Below are 5,847 nucleotides of genomic sequence, written 5' to 3'. Positions count from 1 at the left end.
GGCCCACGGTGACCGAGGCGAATCTCGGGCTGGGCCGGCTGCGGGCGGATGCGTTCCTGGGCGGGCGCATGCGCCTGGATCGGGGCGCTGCGCGGCAGGCCCTGGCCGGGCTGGCTCAGCGCTTGGGTCTCGACGGCGCGAAGCAGGATGCGGCGGAGCGCGCCGCCCGCGGCATTCTGGACGTCGTCAATGAGCACATGGCGCAGGCGCTGCGCGTGATCTCGGTGCAGCGTGGTATCGACCCCGCCGCGGGCTGGCTCTGCTGCTTCGGCGGTGCCGGCGGCTTCCCCTGTGGGCCGGCGGCGGGGGCACTGCGCAGTGACCTGGCTGCCGTCCCCGAACGGGCCGGAGTGCTCTCGGCACTGGTTTGGCTGGCCGCGCCGCCCGGGCGGCTGCTGACGCGGGCCTGGCTCGGGCCGCTCGCCGCGCGCGGCGACGCCGAGGTCGGTGCCGCGCTCGGGGCATTGGCCGACACGGGGCGTGCGGCGCTGACGGCGGAGGGCCTCGACGCGGCGACGCTGACACGCGCGGACAGCCTGGACCTGCGCTACCGCGGGCAATCCTACACGCTGAACCTGCCCTGGGCCGGTGTCGCGGCGACGACGGCCGCGTTCCACGAGCTGCACGCCACGCGCTACGGTCACAACCTGGATTTGCCGGTGGAGCTCGTGAACCTACGCGTGCGGCTCACCGCGCCGCCGCGGGCACCCGCATTGCCGCGCGTCGACGGACCGACGCCCCATCCCGCCGCCGGGCCCGCAGAGGTGCGGGTCGCGGGTTTTGCGGCCCCGGTGGCGCTGCGTCGGCGTGCCTCACTGGCTGTGGGAGAGCGGCTCCGTGGACCGGCGGTGCTGCTGGATGATGTCGCCACCACCTGGCTTGCATCAGGCTGGCGGGCAGAGCGCGATGCGTTCGGCAACCTGCTGCTGCACCGCTGCTGAGGCTGCGCGGACAGTGCTGGTGCCGCCGGGCCCGGTTGGCTATAGTGCGCCCGCACATGTCTCCCCGATAACATCAAAATTGGCCGGGGCTTTCCCCATTTGCCCCCCGAGGTCTGCTTAATGACGTACCAGGGTCTGCTGGATTTCTCACCTTGGCAGGTAATCGTCGCCATACTGGCGATGACCCATCTCACCATTCTTGCCGTCACGATTTATCTGCATCGTGCCCAGGCACATCGCGCGCTGCACCTGCATCCGGCGCTCGCCCATCTATTCCGATTCTGGCTCTGGCTCACCACCGGCATGGTGACACGGCAATGGGTGGCGGTGCACCGCAAGCACCACGCCCACTGCGAGACCTCGCGTGACCCGCACAGCCCGCAGGTGTTGGGTCTGCGCACCGTATTCTGGCGAGGCTCCGAGCTGTACATGGCCGCTGCCAAGAACGCCGACGACCTGGTGCGCTACGGCCAGGGCACGCCCGACGATTGGCTCGAGCGCAACCTCTACAGCCGGTTCAGCTGGTACGGCATCGCTCTGATGTTGGTACTGGATCTGCTGCTTTTCGGTGTCTATGGCCTCGCAGCCTGGGCGGTGCAGATGCTCTGGATCCCGGTGCTTGCCGCGGGCGTGATCAACGGTGTCGGCCACTCTTGGGGCTACCGCAACTTCGAGACACCGGATGCGGCTACCAACATCCTGCCCTGGGGCGTGCTCATCGGCGGAGAAGAGCTGCACAACAACCACCATGCGTTCCCGTCCTCGGCGCGGCTCGCCATGCGCCGCTGGGAGCTTGACCTCGGCTGGCTCTACATCCGGCTGTTCAGTTGGCTGGGCCTCGCGCGAGTCAAGCGCGTAGCGCCGTGGCCGCGCTTCATCGAGGGCAAGCGCAACGTCGACTTGGATACCTTGAGGGCATTTCTCATCGGGCGGATGCACGTGGTGCGGCGCTTCAGTCTGGATGTGCTGAAGCCGGTAACGCGCGAGGCCCTCGGCAGTGAGGTGCGCAACTGCGATATCTCTCCGCGGCATGCGGCCCGCATGCTTGCGCGGACTTGGAGTCAGCTCGACGAGCACGGGCGGCGTAATCTCGAGCATCTGCTGACGCAGAGCCAGCAGCTTGCGGTGGTCTACCAGTTCCGCGAACGCCTGCAGCAGATCTGGGAGCGCAACGCGCCTTCCCAGGACGCCCTGTTGCAGCAGCTGCAGGACTGGTGCCATCAGGCCGAGGCCACCGGTATCCAGGCGTTGGAGCGGTTTTCGCGCCAGCTGCGGGGGATGGCCTTGGTGGGGGCTCCGGCGCACTGATCGGGGCGGGACGGCGCGCACCAGGCCAGGCTTGGTGCGAGTCTCGCCCGCAGCCGCGCCATGCGGCTCTGGGGATCGGCATAAAAAACCCGCGAACGCGGGTTTCTTCAGGTTGCGCTTTGCTGTCGCGCTATTTGATCTTGCCTTCTTTGTACATGACGTGCTTGCGGGCGACAGGGTCGAACTTCTTGATCTCCATCTTGCCCGGCTGATTGCGTTTGTTTTTGGTCGTTGTGTAGAAGTGACCTGTTCCCGCGCTCGAGTTGAGGCGGATCTTTTCGCGAGCTGCCTTGGCCATGTGCGTGCTACCTCGTTAAGCGCGTGATCGATGCTGGGCTGTGTGTCGGGCTGAGTGCTGGGCTGGGCGTTGGGCTGGGCCTTAGGCTGGGGCGGCGCCGGGTGGCGCCACTCACACCTTCTCGCCGCGGGCGCGTATATCACCCAGGACGGCGTCGATGCCAAGCTTGTCGATGATGCGCAAGCCCTTGGTGGATACGCGCAGCCGCACCCAGCGCTTCTCGCTCTCCACCCAAAAGCGATGGTAGTGCAGATTCGGCAGAAAGCGCCGCCGCGTCTTGTTGTGCGCGTGCGAGACATTGTTTCCGGTCACCGGGCGCTTGCCGGTCACCTGGCAGACTTTGGACATGGCCCGAGGCTCCTATGTGTGGCCCGCGTCGATGAGACGTCTACGAGAGCGCGTTGGCCTGCCGGCTGGTGCGGCAAAGCGTGATGCGGGCGGACGCGTCACTGTACAAAGCCGGTCAGTATATCCGCCAGAAGTAAGGCGTTCAAGCAGCTTTTCGGTATTCCAACGCGGACACTCGCGGGTGGTTGCGGTGCCCTTAGAGCAAGCCGCGCTCGGCGAAAGAGGTGCCGTCCCCCTCGCCGATGACGATATGGTCGAGCACACGCACATCCACCAACGCCAGGGCGTCCTGCAGGCGCTGGGTGATACGCAGGTCCGCCTGGCTCGGCTCCGCGACGCCGGACGGATGATTGTGGGCGAAAATGACGGCCGCCGCGTTCCAACGCATGGCCTCACGCACTACCTCCCGCGGATGCACGCTGGCCCCGTCGATGGTCCCGCGGAAGAGCTCGCGGTACTCGATGATGCGATGGCGGTTGTCTAGAAACAGGCAGGCGAAGACCTCGTGCGGATGTGCGCGCAGGCGGCTTTTCAGGTAGTTGCGCACGGCCTCTGGGCTCGTCAGCACGTCGCGCTCGGCGATCTCGGCCCGCAGATACCGCCGGCTGAGCTCGAGCGCCGCCTGCAACTGCACGTATTTGGCCACACCGAGTCCCTTGCCGCGGCAGAACTCCGCCTGGCTCGCCGACAACAGCCCGACGAGGCCGCCGAAATCCGCGAGCAGATCGCGGGCGAGGTCCACGGCGCTGCGACCCTTGACCCCGGTACGCAGAAAGATGGCGAGCAGCTCGGCGTCATTCAGCGCACCGGCACTGCGGTCGATAAGCTTCTCTCGCGGGCGCTCCTGCTCGGGCCAATCACTGATGGGCATGGCGGTGTCTCCCCCTAGGCGCTGCGGCAGTGCGGAGCTTACCCCAGCGCCAGCCCCGCCGTACACGTTTTGCGTCACCGGTGCGCGCAATGTCATCTTCCAGATCGAAGCGGCGCGCGTGCGCTCGCGAGCGCTTGTCGAGACTGCGCTACAATCCCGCGTTGGTTCCACGATGATTCAGGTTGCGCAGCGAGCACCGTGTCCGACGAAGGGTCGCAGAAGATCCTGCTGGGGGTCAGCGGCGGCATCGCGGCCTACAAGACGCCGGAGCTGGTCCGGCGGCTGGTGGAGCGGTGTGCCGCCGTCCAGGTGGTCATGACTGCGGCGGCGGCGTCTTTCGTCACGCCGCTCAGCCTGCAGGCCGTCTCCGGGCGGCCGGTGCGCACGGCGCTGTTGGCACCCGAGGCCGAGGCGGGTATGGACCACATCGCGCTCGCGCGTTGGGCCGACCACATCCTGCTCGCGCCGGCGACGGCGCATCTCATCGCACGTCTTGCCCATGGCTTGGCGGATGATCTGCTGACAACGCTGGTGCTGGCGACAACCGCGCCAGTGAGCATCGCACCGGCGATGAACCAACAGATGTGGCAGCATCCGGCGACGGCAGCGAACGTCCAGGTGCTGGCCCGGCGCGGCTGCCGGCTGCTCGGGCCGGCCGACGGGGAGCAGGCCTGTGGTGAGACAGGTCCGGGGCGGATGCTGGAGCCCGCGGAGATCGCAGCAGCGCTGCTCCCCGGCCCGTCCGCGCAGCCGAAGTCGGCGCTGGCGAATGTGCCAGTGCTGATCACCGCCGGGCCCACACGTGAGGCAATCGATCCGGTGCGCTATGTGGGCAACCGCAGCTCGGGCAAAATGGGCTATGCACTGGCGGCCGCCTTGGCTCGCGCCGGTGCGCGGGTGACGCTGGTCTCAGGCCCCTCTGCGCTGCCTTGTCCTGTGAGCGTCACCCGTGTGCGTGCGGAATCCGCCGCGGATATGCACGCCGCCGTGATGGACCGCATTGCGGACTGCGCGATCTTCGTCGCCGCCGCCGCCGTGGCGGACTACCGCCCGGCAGACCCGATGCCGACGAAGCTCAAAAAGGACGCCGACAGCCTGACCCTCAAGCTCGTGCGCAACCCGGACATTCTCACCGCCGTCGCTGCCCTTCCCGATAAGCCTTTCACGGTTGGATTCGCCGCCGAGACAGACGCCGTGGAAGCGATGGCGCGTGCCAAGCTCGAGCGTAAGGGGCTCGATATGATCGCAGCCAACGAGGTTGGCGGCGCCGTCGGCGGCTTTGAGGCTGACGACAACGCCCTGCTGGTCCTCTGGCCGGGAGGGCGCCGTGCGCTCCCCCTGCAGCCGAAACCCGCGTTGGCGACGGCCCTGACGCAACTGATTGCGGAACGTTATGCGGCATCGGCTTCAGGTTAAGGTGTTGGATCCGCGGCTCGGGCGGGACTTTCCACTCCCGACCTATGCCACCGAAGGTGCCGCGGGCATGGACCTGCGTGCACTGCCGCCGGCGCCGGTGGAGCTGGCGCCGGGCGACGCCGAGCTGCTCCCGACGGGCATGGCCGTGCACATCGCCGAGCCCGGGCTCGCGGCCATGATCCTGCCCCGCTCCGGGCTCGGCCACCGCCACGGCATCGTGCTGGGCAATCTGGTGGGTCTCATCGACGCTGACTACCAAGGCGAGCTTCTGGTCTCCTGCTGGAACCGCGGGCGCGACGCTTTCCGCATCGAGGTGGGCGAGCGCATCGCGCAACTGGTGCTGGTGCCGGTGGTGCATGCCGAGCTGGAGCTGGTGGACGACTTTGCCGCCAGCGCTCGCGGCACGGGCGGCTTCGGCCACAGCGGGCGGATTTGACCATGCGCCCGAGCCTGCCCCCCGCTGCTGGCGGCGATCGGGCCAGTTTGTCGGAGCCCGCTGAGGACGCTGCAGCCGCCGGTGGGGACCTGGGCCAGGCGACAGGGCCAGCCCACATTTTCCGCGCTTATGACCTCCGGGGGCCGACCGGCAGGGGGAGCGACACGCCGACGATGCGCCTACTGGGACGGGCCGAGGGGAGCAGAACGCGGGACAAGGGGAGCGGAGG

General features: G+C 68.1%; 7 protein-coding genes. 4 read left to right on the top strand and 3 right to left on the bottom strand.

What is annotated here, in order from left to right; all coding sequences use genetic code 11:
- Positions 1–941: hydantoinase/oxoprolinase family protein (locus I6U14_RS17015; protein ID WP_296900894.1), on the top strand; the 941-nt coding region annotated here is incomplete at its 5' end.
- A 120-nt stretch (positions 942–1,061) separates the two neighbouring features.
- A complete protein-coding gene (locus I6U14_RS17010; protein WP_296900892.1) occupies positions 1,062–2,249 on the top strand; it encodes a fatty acid desaturase in 1,188 nt (395 codons plus the stop codon).
- A gap of 130 nt (positions 2,250–2,379) precedes the next feature.
- Here the strand turns inward: I6U14_RS17010 and rpmG are convergent, their stop codons facing one another.
- The 3 genes from rpmG to radC form a co-directional block, all read right to left on the bottom strand.
- The gene (gene rpmG, locus I6U14_RS17005) at positions 2,380–2,547 is read right to left on the bottom strand and encodes a 50S ribosomal protein L33 (RefSeq protein WP_058555420.1); all 168 of its coding nucleotides are present in this window, start codon (positions 2,545–2,547) and stop codon (positions 2,380–2,382) included.
- Between the two features lie 111 nt (positions 2,548–2,658).
- A complete protein-coding gene (rpmB, locus tag I6U14_RS17000) occupies positions 2,659–2,895 on the bottom strand; it encodes a 50S ribosomal protein L28 (protein WP_296900888.1) in 237 nt (78 codons plus the stop codon).
- Between the two features lie 196 nt (positions 2,896–3,091).
- A complete protein-coding gene (gene radC, locus I6U14_RS16995) occupies positions 3,092–3,766 on the bottom strand; it encodes a DNA repair protein RadC (RefSeq protein ID WP_296900885.1) in 675 nt (224 codons plus the stop codon).
- A 198-nt stretch (positions 3,767–3,964) separates the two neighbouring features.
- Between radC and coaBC the strand changes: the two genes are divergently transcribed.
- Both coaBC and dut read left to right on the top strand, forming a co-directional pair.
- Entirely contained in the window at positions 3,965–5,182 is a 1,218-nt protein-coding gene (gene coaBC, locus I6U14_RS16990) for a bifunctional phosphopantothenoylcysteine decarboxylase/phosphopantothenate--cysteine ligase CoaBC (protein ID WP_296900882.1), read from the top strand.
- Positions 5,160–5,618 carry a dUTP diphosphatase gene (dut, locus tag I6U14_RS16985; protein WP_296900879.1) on the top strand — a complete coding sequence of 153 codons (459 nt, stop codon included), beginning with the start codon at positions 5,160–5,162 and terminating at the stop codon, positions 5,616–5,618. The genes coaBC and dut overlap by 23 nt, the downstream gene beginning before the upstream one ends.
- Positions 5,619–5,847: the final 229 nt, after the last annotated feature.

The organism is Thiohalocapsa sp., from assembly GCF_019695415.1.
In the GTDB taxonomy this organism is placed as follows: Bacteria; Pseudomonadota; Gammaproteobacteria; order Chromatiales; family Chromatiaceae; genus Thiohalocapsa.
Note: the sequence above shows the minus strand (reverse complement) of the source record. Positions and strands in the feature narration are given on the sequence as shown.